Here is a 16,986-nt window from a genome sequence, read left to right as displayed (position 1 = left end):
CATCTGCCCAGGTGTACAGCGGCCCTTTCCTGTGCGTCGGTGCGGCTCAGCCCTGCTGGAAGAGTTCCGCGGGCAGCGGCTTGAGGAGCGCGTAGAGGTCGTCGGTGATGGGGCGGTCCCAGGCGGCGATGGTCACCAGGACGTTGTCGCTGCGGTCGAACTGCACGCAGGAGATGCGGCTCTCGGAGAGTTTGACGCGGCGCACGATCAGGAGGTTGTCGCCCTGCATCACCGGCACGTCCTCGGTGCCGACGACGGTGACCTCCTCGTCGTTCTCCAGCGCCAGCAGCAGTTGCGCGACCTCGAAGGGGACCTGCCCGTCGGGGACCTCGCGGGCCGGGGAGCCCTCCGGCAGGTTGCCGATGATCATCGCGGGGCCGCGACCGCCGAACAGGTCGTAGCGCAGAAAGACGCCCTGGCAGGTGCCGTCGGGCGCGGGCAGGAGGCCCGCACCGAGGTTGCCGGGCCAGTCGCCCGGGTCCATGGCCAGTACGTCGAAGTCGGGCCCGGCGGGAGTGGCGCTGCGGCGGCGGAGGAACGACATGTCGCCCATGGTACGTGCCCCGGCCTGCGAAGTGCGGGCCGGGCGGCGGTCGGGGCGGGCCGGTTGTCACCCTGTGCCATGGGGAGGGTGGCGGCCGGCCGGGCGGCACCGGACGGTTCGTTCGGGCGCCTTGAGCCGTGGCCGGTCACAGGCTGGCCGGGTGCCGCGGTCACTCCTGAGGCGTCGGTGACGGCGGGCCACTCGGCCGGTCCTCGTGCGGCTGGGCCGTCGTCCTGTGCCGCTGGTGGTGGCGGGCGACTCGGGCCCGGTTGCCGCGGGAGGGCTCTCACCACTCCTGGCGCGGGTGCTCCGCGAGGACGTACCGCACACGGCGTGGGGCGTGGCAGGCGCGCGGCCGGTCGCGGTCCGGGCTCGCGAGGAACGCGATCACGGCCGGGGCGAGGGCCGCTGTCAGATCGCCGGCGGCGCGCGGGCCGCCGCCGGACGGCCGGGCCCGCGCCCTCCGGCCAGTGCGGGACCGGCACCGTGGGGGGACGGGCGGCCGCCTCGTTCTGCTGCCGCACCGCTTCTCGCCGGGGCATGAGGCGGATCGCGTCCGCGGGGCTCGGCTCGCCGGGGAACACGGCCCGGGCGAAGAGCCCGCGGACGGCGGCCCATGGCTCCCCGTGGCTCACGGACGGCGGCGAGCTGCGCGGCGTCGGCGGTGAAGGCGGCACCCTCGCCGTCACCGTCGGCCGGCCGCGGTGCCGTGCCGGCGGCGAGGCCCTCGCGGTGATCGTCGGCCCGGCCGGGAGCGGTGCCCGGCAGGACGTCGGGGTGGGCCCGGGCCCACGCGGTCAGGCCTGCCGGGTCGGCGAGGTCGTCGGCGACGCGGCCGGTGCCGTCGTGGCGGAGGGTGAGGGCCAGGTCCAGGGCGAGCCGGGCGTCCCTGCCGATCGGTTCCTGCATGGGGCTGATGACAGGGCCCGCCGTGTCCATGACGGCGGGGTCAGTCCTCCGGGGGTGACGGCGGCACCACGGCGACGGGGCTCGCGGCGTGCAGCAGGACGGCGTGGGTGACCGAGCCCATCATGCGGACGGGTGAGAGCAACCGCCTCCGGTGACGGCCCACGACGGTGAGGTCGGCGTCCCGGGAGGCCGCGACGAGATGGCCTGCCGCGTCGCCCGCCGCCGGGATCAGCTCGACCGGGACGTCCGGGTGCCGCTCGCGGTAGGGGGCGAGGAAGCCGTCGGCGAGGATCCGGGTCTCGTCCTCGATGACGTCCTGGTCGACGATCGGCGGGGGCATCTCCCCGGGCATCATCCAGGGCTGGGCGGGCCACGGGTAGGCGGCGACCGCCTGGAGCCGGGCGCCGCGCCGGGCGGCCTCGGCGAAGGCGAACTCGAGTGTGGCCCCGTCGGGGCCGTCCACCTTCAGACCGACGACCACCCTCCGGCCGGGGCCGCCCGGCACTTCGCCGTGGACCTCCCGTCCGGGCGGGGGCACCACGACGACGGGGCATTCGGCGTCGCGGGCGGCGGCCAAGCTGTTCGAGCCGAGCACCAGGCTGGCGAACCCGCCGCGGCCCCGGGAGCCGAGCACCAGCAACTGGGCGGTGGCACCCAGTTCGGGCAGGACCGCGCCGGCCGCGCCCTCCAGGCCGACGTACTCGGTGTCCGGCAGGTCGGCGCGGCCGTCCAGACGGGTGCGGACCTGGTCCAGGACCGAATCGTCCTGCGCGTCCACCGGACCGGCCGTCAGGACGTCGGGCTGCGCCCAGTGGGCGTACTGGCGCACATGCGCCACACGCAGGGGCGCCCCGCGCCTGCGCGCGGCGTCGACCGCCCACTCCAGGGCGCGCAGGCTGTCGTCCGAACCGTCGACCGCCGCGACGACAGGCAGGGTGCTCATGGGGTCCTCACCTCCGGGATTCGACCGTCCCCTCCGGGGGGCCAGCCTGACTCAGCCGGCGGCTCCGGGGAGATGCCTTCGGTCACGTGTCCGGAAATGCGGGCGGAACACCCCCGGATCGGCCGTCGGATCCCGGTCGTCCGGAACGGTTCGCCCCGTCGTCAGGTGAGGTCGAACTCTCCCTCCCGCGCTCCCGACACGAACGCGCCCCACTCGGCGGGCGTGAAGATCAGCGAAGGGCTCTCCGGGCGCGCGCTGTTCCGCATGGCGATGAAGCCCTCCACGAAGGCGATCTGGACATCCCCCCGCCCTCGGCTGCTGGACTGCCACTGTGCGTTGGTGAGGTCCAGCTCCGGCTTGTCCCAGCCCGTGAGCGGGCGCTGCTGGGTGGTGGTCTCGGCCACGTCCGTGCTCCTCCCGGTTCGTCGTCCGCGGCCAGCCTAGCGATCGCGTCCCACGGCCAACAGGGCACGTGAGGGGGACCTTTCAGGAGTCCGGGGGACGGTCTCCCACGAGCCACATGGAGAAGAACTGCGATCCGCCGCCGTAGGCGTGCCCGAGAACCCTGCGAGCCCCGTCCACCTGGTGTTCTCCGGCCTGTCCGCGCACCTGGAGCGCCGCTTCCGCGAAGCGGATCATGCCGGAGGCGCCGATGGGATTGGTGGACAGGACGCCGCCCGACATGTTGACGGGCAGGTCCCCGTCGAGTTCCGTCACACCCGCCTCGGTGAGTTTCCAGCCCTCGCCCTCGCCGGCGAAGCCGAGGTTCTCCAGCCACATGGGCTCGTACCAGGAGAAGGGCACGTAGATCTCGGCGCCGTCGATCTCGCGGCGCGGGTCGGTGATCCCGGCCTGCCGGTAGACATCGGCCGCGCAGTCCCGCCCGGCCTGCGGGGAGACGAAGTCCTTGCCGGCGAAGAGGGTCGGTTCGCTGCGCATCGCGCCACCGAGCATCCAGGCGGGCGGGCGTGGTGCCCGGGCGGCTCCGGCGCGGTCGGTGAGGATCATGGCGCAGGCGCCGTCGGAGGAGGGGCAGGTCTCCGAGTAGCGGACCGGGTCCCACAGCATGGGCGACGCCATGACCTTGTCGAGGGTGATGTCGTGCTCGTGCAGGTGGGCGTAGGGGTTCTTCAGCGCGTTGCGGCGGTCCTTGTAGGCGACGAGGGCGCCGATCGTCTCGGGAGCTCCGCTGCGGCGCATGTAGGCGCGGATGTGCGGGGCGAAGAACCCGCCCGCCCCGGCCAGCAGGGGCTGCTGGAAGGGGATCGGCAGGGACAGGCCCCACATGGCGTTCGACTCGGACTGCTTTTCGAAGGCGAGGGTGAGGACGGTGCCGTGGACGCGGGCCGCGACGAGGTTCGCGGCGACCAGTGCGGTGGATCCGCCGACGGAGCCGGCGGTGTGCACGCGGAGCATGGGTTTGCCGACGGCGCCGAGGGCGTCGGCGAGGTAGAGCTCCGGCATCATGACGCCCTCGAAGAAGTCGGGTGCCTTGCCGATCACGACGGCGTCGACGTCGGCCCACGTCAACGCGGCGTCCTCCAGAGCCCGGAGGGCGGCTTCGCGGACCAGTCCGGCGATCGAGACGTCCCGGCGGGCCGCGACGTGCCTGGTCTGGCCGATGCCGACGACGGCGACGGGCTCCTTGCTCATCGGGGTTCCCCTTCGAGGACGGCGACCAGGTTCTGCTGGAGGCAGGGGCCGGACGTGGCGTGGGCGAGGGCGCGGTCGGACGCGCCGCGGTGGATGCGGGCGGCGGCCTCTCCGATGCGGATGAGGCCGGCGGCCATGATCGGGTGGGCGGCGAGGGCCCCGCCGGAGGGGTTCACGTCCACCTCGTCACCGAGCCGGAGGGCCTTGCGCAGGACGATCTCCTGCGCGGTGAAGGGCGCGTGCAGTTCGGCGGTGTCGACGGGTCGCTCGAAGGCTCCGGCCCGCTCGGCGGCCAGCCGGGTGGACGGTGAGTCGGTCAGGTCGCGCACGCCGAGGGCATGGGCCTCGATGCGGTGGTCGATGCCGCGGATCCAGGCGGGGCGGGCGCACCGCGCACGGGCCCGGTCGCCCGCAGCGAGGATCACGGCGGCGGCCCCGTCTCCGACGGGCGGGCAGTCGCCGGTGCGCAGGGGCTGTACGAGGTAGTCGCCCTGTGGCAGGGGGCCGCGCAGTTGTGCGTGGGGGTTGGCGGTCGCCGCCTCGCGGTTGCGTGCGGCCACGGCGGCGAGGGCGGGCTCGTCGGTGTCGCCGGCGTCGATGAGGGCCTGCGCCTGGAGGGCGGCGAGCGCCACGGAGTCGGGCCACAGGGGCGCCACGTAATAGGGGTCGAGCTGGCGGGTCAGGACGTCGCGGACCGAGCCGGGCGAGGACTTGCCGTACGCGTAGACCAGGGCGGTGTCGGCCTCACCGGTGAGGAGTTTGGTCCAGGCCTCGTACAGGGCCCAGGCGCCGTCCATCTCGACGTGCGACTCGGAGATCGGGGGCCAGGCGCCGACGCCGTCGAGGGCGAGGGTGAAGGAGAAGGCGCGGCCGGCGAGGTAGTCGCTGGAGCCGGAGCAGGTGAAGTCGATGTCGGCGGTCTTCAGGCCGGTCCGGTCGAGGACCTCGTGCAGCACCGGCATCAGCATCTCCACCTCGGAGAGCTCGTCGCTGGTGCGCCGGTGGCCGGTCTGGGCGAAGGCGACGACGGCGATCTCGCGGTTCCGCGGTGCGCTCGTCACAGCAGCTCCTTGTAGGTGTCGTAGTCCGCGTCGGGTTCGCCCGTGGGCCGGTAGTGGTCGGGGTGGCGGGCGTCCTCCGTCCAGACGGGTTCGACGCGCAGCCCCATGCGGACCTCGTCGTACGGGATGCCGCCGATCCGGCCGTGCAGTGCGAGGTCGGCGCCGTCGAGGGCGATGTGGGCGTAGACGTATGGCACTTCGATGTCGAGGTTCTTCGCTTTGATGTTGACGATGCAGTACGTGGTCACCGTGCCGCGGGGACCCACCTCGACCTGCTCGGAGGTGGCGAGCCCGCAGGTGGGGCAGGCACCTCTCGGGGGGACGTACACCTTGCGGCAGGCCGGGCAGCGTTCGCCGACGGTCCGGCGGCCGGACAGGGCGTTGATGTAGGCGGTCTGGGCGCGGCCGGGCGAGTAGGTGTAGTCGAGGCGGGCGGCGGCGACGATGCCGGTGACGGGGTCGTCGAACTCGCCGGTGTGTCCCGTCGGTTCGGCCCGGTGGCCGGCGTGGGGCTCGAAGCAGGCGATGTCCGTGATGGCGCCGGTGCGTTCCGCCGCCCAGCGGACGCGGACGCGCATGCCGGTGTGCACGGCGGCGGGGCCAGGGGCGTCGAGGGCGTGCAGGAGGGCGGTGTCGGCGCCGTCGAGGCGGACCAGGACCCAGGCGAAGGGCGTGGTGAGGGGCTGGCCGCGGCGCGGGGCGGGGTTCCAGGCCCAGGTGGTGACCGTGCCGGTGGGGGCGACCTCGACGAGCTCGCGGAGTTCCTCGGCGGTGACGGGGTCGTACTCGACGGGCGGGACGAGGACGCGGCCGTCGGCGGTGCGGACGCCGAGGACGACGCCTTCGCGCAGGCCGGTCAGGAAGGCACTCTGGACGGGGCCGAGCGAGCGGGTGAAGGGGAACTCGACGACGAGGGGGGCTTTGAGGACTTCGGGCATGCCGGAGGGCTCCTTCGGTCGGGCGCACACGGTCAGGCGCGCTTGTAGACGGGCGGTCGCTTCTCCGCGAAGGCGCGGGCACCCTCCTTGGCGTCGGCGGTGTCGAAGACCGGCCAGCCGCGGGTGAGTTCCGCGGCGAGGCCGTCCGGCTCCGTCATCTCGGCCGTCTCGTACACCGAGGCCTTGACGGCTTCCACGGCCAGCGGGCCGCAGGAATTGATCTGCCCGGCGATCTGGAGCGCCTTGTCGAGTGCGGTGCCGTCGGGGACGACGTGGCCGACCAGGCCGATGGCGGCGGCTTCGTGGGCGCTGTAGGAGCGGCCGGTGAGGAGCATCTCCAGCGCATGGGTGCGCGGGATCTGGCGTTGCAGCCGTACGGTGGAGCCGCCGATGGGGAACAGGCCGCGCTTGACCTCGAACAGGCCGAAGGTGGCGGACTCGCCGGCGACGCGGATGTCGGTGCCCTGGAGCATCTCGGTGCCGCCCGCGACGCAATACCCCTCGACGGCGGCGATCACCGGCTTGCGCGGGCGGTGGTGGCGCAGCATCGCCTTCCAGTGGAGGTCGGGGTCGGCCTTGAGCCGGTCGCGGTACTCCTCCCCGGCCATGCCGTTGCCGGCGAGGGCCTTGAGGTCCATCCCGGAGCAGAAGGAGCCGCCCGCGCCGGTGAGGACGATCGAGCGGACCGAGTCGTCCGCGTCGGCCTCCAGCCACCCGTCGTGCAGGCCGACGAGCATCGGCAGTGAGAGCGCGTTCTTGGCTTCCGGCCTGTTCAGCGTGAGCACCAGTGTGGCGCCTTCGCGCTGCACGGTGAGGTGTTCCGTCCCGCCCATGGCGAACTCCCCTCTCATGGAACGAGAACAGGTTGCAGTAGGGCGGGAAGCACTTCAAGGGTTTTCTGACAGACAGTCAGATTCTTTCGCGCGGGCCCTTCACAGTTGGACCGCCCTTTGCTCTGATGACCGGCGAACCGTCCGATGCCAGGCACGCCCGGGGTCAGGAGGAGCGGTGGAGTACAACCTTGCCGACCTGTTCGAGTCGGTCGTCGACGTCGTCCCCGACCGTGAGGCGCTGGTGTACGCCGACCATCCCGGCACGGGCGCGGAGCGCCGCCTGACATACGCGGAGCTGGACGCGGCGGCCAACCGCGTCGGCCACCACCTGCTCGACAGCGGGATACGCCCCGGCGAGCACCTCGGGCTCCACCTCTACAACAGCGTGGAGTACCTGCAGACGGTGCTGGGCTGCCTGAAGGCGCGGATCGTCCCGGTCAACGTCAACTACCGCTACGTAGCGGATGAGTTGGTGTATCTCTACCGGGACGCCGACCTGGTCGCGCTGGTCTTCGAAGCGGAGTTCACGGACCGGGTGGCGGCGGCCCGCCCCCGGGTGGAGAAGCTGCGGCATCTGATCCGGGTGGGCACTCCGGCGCCGGGCGCCGCCGCGGTGCCGTGTGTGGAGTTCGCGCAGGTGGAGGCCGCGGGGTCGTCCGAGCGCGGTTTCCCCGCCCGCTCGGCCGACGACCAGTTCATCATCTACACCGGTGGCACGACCGGGATGCCCAAGGGTGTGATGTGGCGGCAGGAGGACCTGTTCTTCGCGGGCCTCGGCGGAGGCGCGCCGACCGGGGAGCCGGTGAAGAAGCCGGAGGAGCTCGCCGAGCGGGTCGCGGCCGGCGGTGCGGGGATCACCTTCTTCCCGACGGCCCCGCTGATGCACGGCACCTCCACCCTCACCGCGTTCATCGCCTTCCACTTCGGGCAACGGGTCGTGATCCACCGCAAGTTCGTGCCGGAGGAGGTGCTGCGGACCGTGGAGAAGGAGAAGGTCAGCAGCATCTCGCTGGTGGGCGACGCGATGCTGCGGCCGCTGATCGACGCGCTGAGCGGTCCGCTGCGGCACATCGACCGCTCGTCGCTGTTCAGCGTGTCGTCGTCCGGCGCGATCATGTCGGACACGGTGCGCCGGCAGTTCCAGGAGCTGGTGCCGAACGCCATGCTGCTCAACAACTTCGGCTCCTCGGAGTCGGGCTTCAACGGGACGGCGACCGAGGACTCGGGCCCGGAGCGGGGCTTCCGGGTGCGGGTCAACGCCCGCACACAGGTGGTCGACCCGGCCACGTACGAGCCGGTGGCGGCCGGTGAGGTGGGCCGGATCGCCCAGTGCGGACATGTGCCGCTCGGCTACTACAACGACCCGGCCAAGACCGCCGCGACCTTCTTCGAGAGGGACGGCGAGCGCTGGGTGCTGCTCGGCGACATGGCCACCGTCGACGAGGAGGGCGTGGTCACCGTCCTGGGCCGGGGCTCGCAATGCATCAACACCGGCGGCGAGAAGGTGTACCCGGAGGAGGTCGAGCAGGCCCTCAAGTCCCACCCGGACATCTACGACGCGCTGGTGGCGGGGGTGCCGGACCCCCGGTGGGGCCACCATGTGGCGGCGGTGGTGCAGTTGCGCACGGGCGCGGCACGGCCCTCGCTGCAGGACATACAGGCCCATTGCCGTGACCGGCTCGCCGGATACAAGATCCCGCGCCAGCTGGTGGTCACCGACTCGATCCGGAGGTCGCCGAGCGGCAAGGCCGACTACCGGTGGGCGCGCGAGGTCGCGATGACGGCTGACCGGTGATTCTCCGGCCGGCACATTGAACCTAGGGTGACGTGCGGACGTACTGGTGATGGCAGGCTCGCTCACCCGAGTCCTGTTCGCATGCAGGCAAGACCGCACGGAAGGACCACCGGGTGTCGCTCTTCACTCGCTCCCGTCAGCTTTCGGACACGACCGAGGGCAGGGCGGAACCGGATGACGACACCGCAACGGCGAATCCGGAGGACGGCACAGGAACGGCGGATGCAAAGGACGGCACCGCCACGGACGTTCCGGAGGACGACACCGCCACGGAAGGCCCGAAGAGCGCTCCCCCGGCACAGGAGCCCCCTTCCGAGCAGCCGCCGGAGGCGACGCCGTCCGGCGCGGCGAAGCCCGGCTGGTTCGGCTGGCGGCGCCGCTACCCGCGTACGGCACGCGGGGTCTCCGTCGGGACGACCGTTCTGGCCGGTGCGCTCGTGCTGTTCGCGCTGCTCGTGCCGAACCGGATCGAGCGCATCGAGTTCGCCTCGTTCGTCCGCATCCCCGCCGAGGGGGTGCTGCTCGCCGGGCTGCTGCTCGCGCTGCCGCCGAAGCCCCGGCGGATCACGGCGGTCGTCACGGGCGTGTTCCTGGGGTTCGTCACGGTCCTGAAGTTCGTCGACATGGGCTTCTACCAGATTCTGGCCCGGCCGTTCGACCTGGTTCTGGACTGGATTCTGATCGAGAACGCGACGGACTTCCTCCGGGAGACGTTCGGCCGGACCGGACAGGTGCTGGCCGTGGCCGGGGTGATCGTCCTGTTCGTGGCGCTGCTCGTCCTCACGACGCTCGCGGTGGTGCGGCTGACGAACCTGATGGCCCGGCACCGGCCGGCCGCCGGCCGCACGGTGCTGATCCTCGGCACGGCGTGGATCACCTGCATGACCCTGGGCGTGCAGATCGGCACCGTGCCGATCGCCACCAAGGGCAATGCCGAGTTCATCGGCAACCGTGTGGACGCGGTGCGGGCGGGACTTCAGGACGCCCGGATCTTCGACAAGCAGGCCTCGGTGGACGCCTTCGCGAAGACACCGCCCGACCAGTTGCTCACGGGACTGCGCGGCAAGGACGTCCTGTTCACGTTCATCGAGAGCTACGGCCGGGTCGCGATCGACGACCCGGCGATGGCGCGGCAGACCGACGCCGTACTCAAGGAGGGAACCGGCAGGCTGAAGGCGGCCGGATTCGAGTCGCGCAGCGGCTGGCTGCGGTCGCCGGTGACGGGCGCGGGCAGCTGGCTCGCCCACTCGACCTTCCTGTCCGGGCTGTGGATCAAGAACCAGCAGCGGTACCGCAGTCTGACCACGAGCGATCGCATGACGCTGACGAAGTACTTCGGGAAGACGGGAGCCTGGCGCACCGTCGGCATCGTGCCCGGCGTGCGGCGCGCCTGGCCGGAGGGGAAGTTCTTCGGCCTGGACCACATCTACGACTCCGAGCACCTCGGCTACCACGGCCCCTACTTCAGCTGGACGCCCGTCCCCGACCAGTTCAGCATGGAGGCCTTCCAGCGCCTGGAGCACGGCAGGAAGGACCGCGAGCCGATCATGGCGGAGATCATCCTGGCCTCCAGCCACAACCCCTGGTCCCCGATCGCCCGGATGATCGACTGGAACGACCTCGGCGACGGCTCGGTGTTCCACCGGATCAAGAAGGAGGGCACCGACCCCGCGGAGGTGTGGAAGGACCCGGAGAAGGTCCGCACCGAGTACCGGCGCGCCATCGAGTACTCGATCCGCAGCCTGACCGAGTGGGTCGAGCGCTACGGCGACGAGGACACGGTGCTGGTCTTCCTCGGTGACCACCAGCCGGTGCCGACCGTCACCGCCGGGGACACCGGCAAGGACGTGCCGGTGACGATCGTCGCCCACGACAAGAAGGTTCTGGACCGGGTCGCCGACTGGGGCTGGACGGACGGCCTCAAGCCGGCCGGGAACGCGCCCCGGTGGGGCATGGACACGTTCCGCGACCGCTTCATGACGGCGTACGGTCCGCAGGGCTGAGGAACTCCCCCACGGCCGCGAGGAACTCCTCGGGCCGCGCCTCGTGCACGAGATGCCCGGCGCCGATGGTGACGCGCCGGGCATCGGGAAGCAGTTCGGCGAGGGCGGCGATCTGCTCCTGGGGGATCGGGCTCGTCGGCCCGCCACCGATCAGCAGCGTGGGCACGGTGATCCGCCCCATGCGGTCCCACCACACGGGATCCGGGGCGTTGCGCTGCTCGTCGGTGGCGAGGATCATCGCCCAGTCGTACGGCAGGTCTCCGTCAGGCCGTACGGCAGGCGGGCGCGGCGGGTCCAGTGGGAAGGGCGCGGGTACGTCCTCCAGAACGAGCCGTCGTACGAGCCGCGGGCTGTACTGGGCGAGCAAGTAGGCGACGGCACCGCCGAGCGAGTGACCCACGACGTCGGCGCGGGCGATGCCGAGCGCGCCGAGGAAGGCGAGCACATCGTCGCGCATGGCCTCGTAGGCGTATCCGCCGGGCCAGTCGCTGCGGCCGTGCCCGCGCAGGTCGGGTGCGTACACCCGGCGTGGCCCGGCGGCCAGCGCGGGGGCGATCTCCGCCCAGTCGGCGCCGTCGGCTCCGCGGGCGTGCAGGAGTACGACGGGCGGCGCGTCATCCGGCCCCCAGACGCGGTAGGCCAGGGTGATGCCGTTCGCCCGTACGGTGCGCGGTCCGGTGTCCATGCCGGGCACGGTAGCGGGGTGACGAGCGCGGACCGGGCTCGCTCTGCGGACAGCAGAGGAGCTCAGTCCCGTGCGCGGAGGAAGCGCGCGACCCGTCGTACGAACCATTCCGGGTCGTCCAGCCACGGATAGTGTCCGGACCCCGGCTGCACCGCGAACTCGGCCGCCGGGAACACCCCGGCCGTACGCCGGGCCAGACCCGGACGCGGGCCGCCGTCGACCTCACCGGCCAGGACGAGCACCGGGGCGGTGACGCCGGCGAGCGCGGCCCGTGTCGCGTCCGGGTCATAGGCGCCGTCCGCACCGTAGCGGTCCCCCGCGTCGTCGTTGGTCTCCTCCTCCTCGCGGTCGGCGTGGGCCCGGGCGGTGTCGTCCCAACGGCCGTAGAAGAACGGGAGGAACACGGGGTCGAAGTCACCGGTGCCGGACAGCCAGGCCTCGAACGCCGGGAACGCGTCGGCGAACCAGGGTTCCGACGCGCGAAGCCGGGCCGCCGCCAGCCGGTCCTCGGCCGTCGCCGGCAGGCCCAGCGCCCACGGGGTGGCGGTGATGAGCGCCAGCCGCCCCAGCCGGTCGGGATGCCGAGCCGCGTACAGCATGGCGAGACTGCCGCCCGCCGAGTGCGCGAGCACGTCCATCCGCTCCAGGCCCAGGTAGCGGCGCAGCGCCTCGACATCGTCCACAAGCCGGTCGCAGCGGTAGGTCGCCGGGTCCTCGGGCACCGCGGACTGTCCTGTGCCGCGCAGATCGAGGAACACCAGCTGTCGGTGGGCGTCCAGTCCGCCCAGGTTCCCGAGGTACGCGGAGGCGCGCATGGGCCCGCCGGGCAAGACGACCAGCGGCTCGCCCGCACCGCGTACGTGACAGGCGAGCCGGGTCCCGTCCGGGGCGGTGAAGATCGGCATGGCGTTGATCCTCACGCCCTCGGGGTCTTCGGCACAACGGGATTTCGTATCGGGGGGCGGCGCGACGTCAACCGTCCGACGCCGCGGGTCCGGGCTCGTCTCCGAGGCTCCGCCTGAGCTCCCGCTTCAGAATTTTCCCGCTGGCGTTGCGCGGAAGCCCCTCCACGAACACCACCCGCTTCGGTGCCTTGAAGGGGGCGAGCTTCTCGCGGGTGTGGGCGATGAGTTCCGCCTCGGTGACCTCGCCGCGCGGGACGACGACGGCCGTCACCGCCTCGATCCAGCGCTCGTCCGGCAGGCCCACGACCGCGGCCTCGGCGACCCGGGGGTGGGTGTACAGCGCGTCCTCGACCTGGCGCGAAGCGATGACGACGCCACCGGAGTTGATGACGTCCTTCACCCGGTCGACGATCGTGTAGTAGCCGTGCGCGTCGCGTACCGCGAGATCTCCGGAGCGGAACCAGCCGTCACGGAAGGCCTCGGCGGTCTCCTCGGGCTTGTCCCAGTAGCCCTCGCACAGTTGCGGGGAGCGGTAGACGATCTCGCCAGGGGTGCCGTCGGGTACGTCCTCGCCGTTCTCGTCGACCACACGTGCGTCGACGAACAGGACCGTCCGGCCGCAGGAGTCCATACGGCCCTTGTGCTCGTCGGGTGCGAGGACCGTGGCCAGGGGACCGATCTCGCTCTGGCCGAAGCAGTTGTAGAAGGCCAGGCCCGGCAGGCGCTCCCGCAGCCGTTCGAGTACCGGGACCGGCATGATCGACGCGCCGTAGTACGCCTTGCGCAGGCCGCTCAGATCGCGGGTGGCGAAGTCGGGACGGTTGGACAGGGCGATCCAGACCGTGGGGGGCGCGAACAGGCTGTCCGTGCGGCCCGCCTCGATGAGGTCGAAGAGCCGGTCGCCGTCGGGTGCGTCGAGGATGATGTTCGTCGCGCCCACGGCGAGGTAGGGCAGCAGGAAGACGTGCATCTGCGCCGAGTGGTAGAGCGGCAGGGAGTGTGCGGGGCGGTCGCCCGCCTGGAGGTCGAGGGCGGTGATCGCGCTCAGGTACTCGTGCACCAGGGCCCGGTGCGTCATCATCGCGCCCTTGGGCTGAGCCGTCGTCCCGGAGGTGTACAGCAGCTGGACGAGGTCCTCGGTGTGCGGCTCGGGGCCGTCGTGGGCGGGTGCCCCGGGCAGCAGTGCGAGCAGCGAGTCGTCGGCGTCGCGCAGCGGCAACGTTCGTACGCCGGGCGGCAGTTGTGCGGCCAGGTCCGGGTCCGTGAGGACCAGGGAGCTGCCGGACTGGCCGATGATGTAGGCGAGGTCGTCGCCGGTCAGGTTCTGGTTGACGGGTACGTGCACCAGGCCCGCGCGGGCACAGGCCAGGAAGGCGATCAGGTAGGCGTCGGAGTTGTGGCCGTAGGCGCCGACTCGGTCGCCCGGGGAGAGTCCCTGGCCGAGGAGGACGCTCCCCGCGCGGGAGACGGCGGTGTCGAGTTCGTCGTACGTCCAGGTGCGATCGGCGTACTCCACCGCGACGCGCGCCGGTGTGCGCCGGGCGCTGCGCCGCAGGACTTGGTCGACCGTGCTGCCGTGTCCGGGCGTCGTCATGACACATGATCCTCGGTTCACCGCGCGGGGAGGTCAAGGACCCCGGATCGCACGGACCGCGGCGGGCGGGCCGGCCGGCCGGCGAGCAACCCTGCCGCCCGTCGACGGCGTCCGCTGTCATGAAGCCAACGGACGTTCGAATCAGATTTTCACATTCGACGCTCCTTTCCCTCGACGATGTTGGAGGGCACGATGCGCAGCCGTCTGAGACGTCTCGTTCTCGGGGCCACGGCCCTGTTCACCGCCGCGACCGCGTTACCCGCGGCCGCCGCCACGACCGGGCAGCCGGCAGAGCAACACCCGTCCCGTGACGGCCTGTCGGCCGTCATCCGCTACACCGAGTACGGCATTCCACACATCCTCGCGAAGAACTACGCGGACCTGGGCTTCGGTACGGGCTGGGCGCAGGCCGCCGACGAGGTGTGCACGCTCGCCGACGGGTTCGTGACCCTGCGGGGCGAGCGGTCCCGGTACTTCGGCCCCGACGCGGCCGCAGGTGGCGCTCTCTCGGGGGCCAGGACGAACCTGTCCAGCGACCTGTACTTCCGCGGGGTCCGCGAGAGCCGCACCGTGGAGAAGCTGCTCGCCGAGAAGGCGCCCGCGGGCCCCAGCCGTGAGGTCCGGGACATGATGCGGGGCTGGGCCGCCGGGTACAACGCCTGGCTGAAGCAGAAGAAGATCACCGACCCGGCCTGTGCAGGCGCGTCCTGGGTCCGGCCGGTCACCGAACTGGACGTGGCCGCGCGCGGTCTCGCCATCGCCTCGATATCCGGCGAGGGGCGCTTCGTGGACACGATCACGGCCGCGCAGCCGCCGACCGGAGCCACCGCGGCATCCGGCACCCCGTCCGCCCGCACGCCGGGCGCGAAGGCCGTGGCGAAGGCGGCCGACGAGCTGTGGGGCGACCCCGGCATGGGATCCAACGCGGTCGCCTTCCGCGGTGACACGACGGCGAGCGGCCGCGGTCTGCTGCTGGGCAACCCGCACTACCCGTGGGACGGCGGGCGCCGGTTCTGGCAGTCGCAGCAGACGATCCCGGGCAAGCTGAACGTCTCCGGCGGGTCCCTGCTCGGGACACCGGCGATCTCCATCGGGTTCAACGCACATGTGGCGTGGAGCCACACCGTCTCCACCGGCATCCCGGCCAACTTCCACCGGCTGACGCTCGATCCGGCCGATCCCACGGTCTACCTCGTGGACGGCAGGCCGGAGCGCATGACGAAGCGGACCGTGACGGTCGCCGTGAAGGACGGCACACCGGTGACGCGCACCCAGTGGTGGACCCGCTACGGGCCGGTCGTCACCTCCCTCAGTCCCCAGGCCCCGCTGCCGTGGACCGGAGGGACGGCGTACGCCCTGCACGACCCCAACGCCGCGAACCTCCGCTTCGCCGACACCTCGCTCGGTTTCGGCAAGGCGCGCAGCACGGTCGACGTCCTCGCCTCCCTCACCCGGCACCAGGGCGTCCCCTGGGTCAACACGCTCGCGGCCGACCGCGCGGGACACTCCCTCTACACCCAGTCCCAGGTGCTCCCCCGCATCACCGACGAGCTGGCCGAACGCTGCTCGACGGAACTCGGCAGGACCACCTACCCGGCGTCCGGGATCGCGATCCTCGACGGCTCGCGCGGCGACTGCGCCCTCGGCAGCGACCCGGACGCCGTCGTACCGGGGATCTTCGGGCCGGAGCGGATGCCGACGCTGAAGGACGCCCCGTACGCGGAGAACTCCAACGGCACCGCGTGGATGACCAACGCCGACCGGCCGCTCACCGGCTACGAGCGGATCTTCGGCACGGTGGGCACCCAGCTCGGCCTGCGCACCCGGGGCGCGATCGAGGACGTGGCGGCGATGGCGGACCGGGGCGGTCTGACCGTACGCGACCTGCAACGGCAGCAGTTCGCCAACCGGGTGCCCGCGGGTGATCTCGCCGCCGGGGAGGCGGCCCGGGCATGTGCCGCGCTGCCCGGTGGCACGGCGACGGGCAGTGACGGCAAAGCCGTCGATGTGTCGGGTGCCTGCGAGGCGCTGAAGGTGTGGGACCGCACCATGGACACCGGGAGCCGGGGAGCGCTGCTCTTCGACCGGTTCTGGCGCAGGCTCGAACAGGCGGTGCCGGCCGACCGGTTGTGGAAGGTGCCCTTCTCGGCGGCGGACCCGGTCCGCACCCCGAACACGCTGAACACGGACGCTCCCGGCTTCCCCACCGCCCTCGCCGACGCGGTGGCCGAGCTGCGGGCCGCGGGTATCGCGCTCGACGCGCCGCTCGGCGCGCACCAGTTCGTCGTCCGCGACGGCAAGCGCCTGCCCGTGCCGGGCGGCGCGGGGCGGCTCGGGGTGTGGAACGTGATCGAGCCGATGTGGGACGCGGCCGGTGGCGGCTACACGGAGGTGCCGTTCGGGTCCAGCCATCTGCAGGCGGTCGGCTGGGACGGCAGCAGCTGCCCGGTGGCGCGCACGCTGCTGACGTACTCCCAGTCGTCGAACCCGAAGTCGCCGCACTTCGCGGATCAGACGCGGCTGTTCTCCGGTGAGAAGTGGGTGACGTCCCGCTTCTGCGAGAAGGACATCCTGTCCTCGCCGAAGCTGGAGGTCGTGCGGGTGCACGAGCACCGCTGACCCTGCGCGAGGGGTGCCGCTCCACGAGGGCGGCGCCCCCTTCACGTCCGGGGCCCGTACATCAGTCGCCGCAGCACCGCTTCGGCCGGGCCCCGGCGGCCGGCCCGTTCCAGGGCGTGCGCTCCGGCCACCGTGACCAGCCAGACGGCGAAGGCGAAGAGGGCCATGGTCGCGCTGCTCAGACGCGCGCCGAGGCCGAGTCCCCATGCGGCCAGCACCGGGGCGAAGAGCGCCGTAGAAGCCGAGGATGTCCCCCGCCATCAGCAGAGTGGCGTGTGTGAGGCCGATGACGATCAGCCAGAGGCTGCGCCTGCGCAGGACCTTGGCGGTGGCGCGGCCGTCGGTGCCCGCGGCGGTCTGGCGAAGGTGGAACTGCATCATGCCGTAGCCGAAGAGGAAGGCGAAGAGCGGACAGGCCCGCAGGTCGAGCACAATGATCATGGTGAACTGGACGGCGTGGTCGACCCGGGAGCCGTCCACGGGCTGCCATCCGGAGGGCCCCCG

At 72.2% G+C, this 16,986-nt stretch carries 13 protein-coding genes and 2 pseudogenes; 3 read left to right on the top strand and 12 right to left on the bottom strand.

Translation table 11 applies throughout. The features are described from left to right. Positions 1–46: 46 nt before the first annotated feature. From ACFY9E_RS37370 to ACFY9E_RS37335, 8 genes and pseudogenes are all read right to left on the bottom strand, one after another. Complete coding sequence (locus ACFY9E_RS37370; protein ID WP_390992389.1) at positions 47–544, bottom strand: hypothetical protein; 498 nt, start codon at positions 542–544, stop codon at positions 47–49. Positions 545–713: 169 nt separating this feature from the next. Further along, positions 714–1,453 (bottom strand): annotated as a pseudogene (locus ACFY9E_RS37365) (ABATE domain-containing protein). A gap of 40 nt (positions 1,454–1,493) precedes the next feature. Next, positions 1,494–2,396: a universal stress protein gene (locus ACFY9E_RS37360; protein ID WP_390992387.1), complete on the bottom strand. Its 903-nt coding sequence runs from the start codon at positions 2,394–2,396 to the stop codon at positions 1,494–1,496. Between the two features lie 161 nt (positions 2,397–2,557). Beyond that, entirely contained in the window at positions 2,558–2,800 is a 243-nt protein-coding gene (locus ACFY9E_RS37355) for a DUF397 domain-containing protein (RefSeq protein WP_010033039.1), read from the bottom strand. An 82-nt stretch (positions 2,801–2,882) separates the two neighbouring features. Continuing rightward, the gene (locus tag ACFY9E_RS37350; protein WP_390992385.1) at positions 2,883–4,049 is read right to left on the bottom strand and encodes a thiolase domain-containing protein; all 1,167 of its coding nucleotides are present in this window, start codon (positions 4,047–4,049) and stop codon (positions 2,883–2,885) included. Further along, on the bottom strand, positions 4,046–5,110 hold the full coding sequence (locus tag ACFY9E_RS37345; RefSeq protein ID WP_390992383.1) for a thiolase domain-containing protein: 1,065 nt from the start codon (positions 5,108–5,110) through the stop codon (positions 4,046–4,048). Before ACFY9E_RS37345 ends, ACFY9E_RS37350 begins: the two co-directional genes overlap by 4 nt. After that, on the bottom strand, positions 5,107–6,048 hold the full coding sequence (locus ACFY9E_RS37340) for an OB-fold domain-containing protein (RefSeq protein WP_390992381.1): 942 nt from the start codon (positions 6,046–6,048) through the stop codon (positions 5,107–5,109). The genes ACFY9E_RS37345 and ACFY9E_RS37340 overlap by 4 nt, the downstream gene beginning before the upstream one ends. 32 nt (positions 6,049–6,080) lie before the next feature. Then, positions 6,081–6,881, bottom strand: coding sequence for a crotonase/enoyl-CoA hydratase family protein (locus ACFY9E_RS37335; RefSeq protein ID WP_390992379.1), 801 nt, complete (start codon positions 6,879–6,881; stop codon positions 6,081–6,083). A 175-nt stretch (positions 6,882–7,056) separates the two neighbouring features. On the opposite strand from ACFY9E_RS37335, the gene ACFY9E_RS37330 reads away from it, so the two are divergent. Then, the gene (locus ACFY9E_RS37330; protein ID WP_390992377.1) at positions 7,057–8,676 is read left to right on the top strand and encodes an AMP-binding protein; all 1,620 of its coding nucleotides are present in this window, start codon (positions 7,057–7,059) and stop codon (positions 8,674–8,676) included. Between the two features lie 113 nt (positions 8,677–8,789). Further along, entirely contained in the window at positions 8,790–10,679 is a 1,890-nt protein-coding gene (locus ACFY9E_RS37325; protein ID WP_390992375.1) for a sulfatase, read from the top strand. Here ACFY9E_RS37325 and ACFY9E_RS37320 read toward each other — a convergent pair. The 3 genes and pseudogenes from ACFY9E_RS37320 to ACFY9E_RS37310 all read right to left on the bottom strand — a co-directional run. Next, positions 10,651–11,364, bottom strand: a pseudogene (locus tag ACFY9E_RS37320) (alpha/beta fold hydrolase); the annotation flags it as partial. The gene ACFY9E_RS37325 and the pseudogene ACFY9E_RS37320 sit on opposite strands and share 29 nt — an antisense overlap. Before the next feature lie 62 nt (positions 11,365–11,426). Continuing rightward, a complete protein-coding gene (locus tag ACFY9E_RS37315) occupies positions 11,427–12,269 on the bottom strand; it encodes an alpha/beta fold hydrolase (RefSeq protein ID WP_390992373.1) in 843 nt (280 codons plus the stop codon). A gap of 67 nt (positions 12,270–12,336) precedes the next feature. Further along, positions 12,337–13,863: a fatty acyl-CoA synthetase gene (locus ACFY9E_RS37310; protein ID WP_390992371.1), complete on the bottom strand. Its 1,527-nt coding sequence runs from the start codon at positions 13,861–13,863 to the stop codon at positions 12,337–12,339. A 192-nt stretch (positions 13,864–14,055) separates the two neighbouring features. Here ACFY9E_RS37310 and ACFY9E_RS37305 point away from each other — a divergent pair, with 192 nt between their 5' ends. Continuing rightward, positions 14,056–16,482 (top strand): penicillin acylase family protein, encoded by a 2,427-nt coding sequence (locus ACFY9E_RS37305; protein WP_390992369.1) that lies wholly within the window; start codon positions 14,056–14,058, stop codon positions 16,480–16,482. A gap of 41 nt (positions 16,483–16,523) precedes the next feature. Here the strand turns inward: ACFY9E_RS37305 and ACFY9E_RS37300 are convergent, their stop codons facing one another. Continuing rightward, positions 16,524–16,700, bottom strand: a complete 177-nt coding sequence (locus tag ACFY9E_RS37300) for a DUF418 domain-containing protein (RefSeq protein WP_390992367.1) — start codon at positions 16,698–16,700, stop codon at positions 16,524–16,526. Between the last annotated feature and the right edge of the window lie 286 nt (positions 16,701–16,986).

Source organism: Streptomyces sp. NPDC012466, from assembly GCF_042955215.1.
GTDB lineage: Bacteria > Actinomycetota > Actinomycetes > Streptomycetales > Streptomycetaceae > Streptomyces.
Note: the sequence above shows the minus strand (reverse complement) of the source record. Positions and strands in the feature narration are given on the sequence as shown.